The sequence below is a fragment of the Gottfriedia endophytica genome (genome assembly GCF_017814275.1).
Lineage (GTDB): Bacteria > Bacillota > Bacilli > Bacillales > Bacillaceae_G > Gottfriedia > Gottfriedia endophytica.
Map to the genome: position 1 here is coordinate 1 of NZ_JAGIYQ010000032.1, position 1,463 is coordinate 1,463.

Sequence of the window (1,463 nt, forward strand, 5' to 3'; positions counted from 1 at the left end):
TAAAATGTACCCTATAGAATAGACACTTAAAAAAAGTCTACCTATAGGGTACTTTTTTGTATAATAAGAAAAAATGGAAATTGGGGAAAAGTTAGAATGAGTAAAAAGCTATTTACAGAGAAAGAGATCAAGCTACTGTCAGCTAATAAATATGTAAAATCAGTTAGTTCAAAAGGAATCACTTACACTGATGAATTTAAGAGTATTTTTATTGCGGAAAAAGAAAAAGGGAAATTTTCAAGTCAAATATTCAAAGAGTGTGGCTTTGATTTTGTAGTTTTAGGAATTCATAGAATTAAGTCCGCAAGTAGGAGATGGAAGAAGGCTTACAATAAAAGTGGATTAAGTGGTTTAAGTGACAATAGACCTGGCAATTCAGGGCGCTCTATTGAAAAGGAGCTGACTTTAGAGGAGAAGAATGCTCGTTTAGAAGCACAATTAAATCTACTAAAAGCAGAAAATGAACTGTTAAAAAAGATTCGTTTTGCCGAAAGGAGGATGAAGAAGTAGTACTACCTCCTAGCCAGAAATATATCCTAATAAGTACGGTAATTGAAAAATACCAATTAAAACACATGGTAACACACCTGTGTGAAATTGCCGGCGTTTCTCGCAGTGGTTATTATAATTATTTCTCAGAGAAGTCAAAGGAACAAAGAAAATTAAAAAATAAAAAAGATGAAATTGTAAAAAAGACAATCTTAAAAGCACTTCATTTTAAAGGACGCAAGAAAGGGGCTCGTCAAATCAAAATGACTTTGGAGGGTCAATTTCAGGTTGTCTACAATTTGAAACGTATTCGAAGAATTATGAAAAAGTACGGTATTATTTGTCCCATCCGAAAGGCTAATCCTTATAGACGAATGATGAAAGCAACAAAAGAACATAGAGTAGCTCCCAACCTATTGAATCGCCAATTTAAGCAAGACATCCCTGGAAAAGTACTTCTAACAGACATTACCTATTTATTTTACGAAAAGGGTCAGAAAGCTTACTTATCGACCATCAAAGATGGAACTACCGGTGAAATCTTGGCTTATCATTTATCAGATCGTATGACCATAGATCTTGCCATAAATACTCTTCTAAAGCTAAAGAAGAATCGGAACTTTAAGAAAGCAAAAGATGCCTTAATTCACTCAGACCAAGGATTTCATTATACACACCCTGACTTTCAAAAGTTAGTGAAAAAACTAGGATTACGCCAATCTATGTCAAGACGAGGTAACTGTTGGGACAACGCTCCTCAAGAATCCTTCTTTGGCCATCTCAAAGATGAAGCCTCTATTAAAGCATGTAAAAATCTAGACGAACTAAAAAATGAAATAAAGCGTTATATGACCTATTACAATCATTACAGATACCAATGGAATCTAAAAAAGATGACCCCTGTTCAATACAGAGATCATCTTCTTAAAGTTGCCTAGGCTTTTTTTAATGTCCTTTACAAAGGGTACATTTTA

General features: G+C 33.9%; 1 protein-coding gene. It reads left to right on the forward strand.

Annotation, left to right across the window (positions count from 1 at the left end; translation table 11 throughout):
* The first annotated feature begins 96 nt into the window (after positions 1–96).
* A protein-coding gene (locus J5Y03_RS19680) for an IS3 family transposase (RefSeq protein WP_209407699.1) occupies positions 97–1,427 on the forward strand; the annotation gives its coding sequence in 2 pieces (ribosomal slippage) (positions 97–484 and positions 484–1,427; 1,332 coding nt in all).
* The last annotated feature ends 36 nt before the right edge of the window (positions 1,428–1,463 follow it).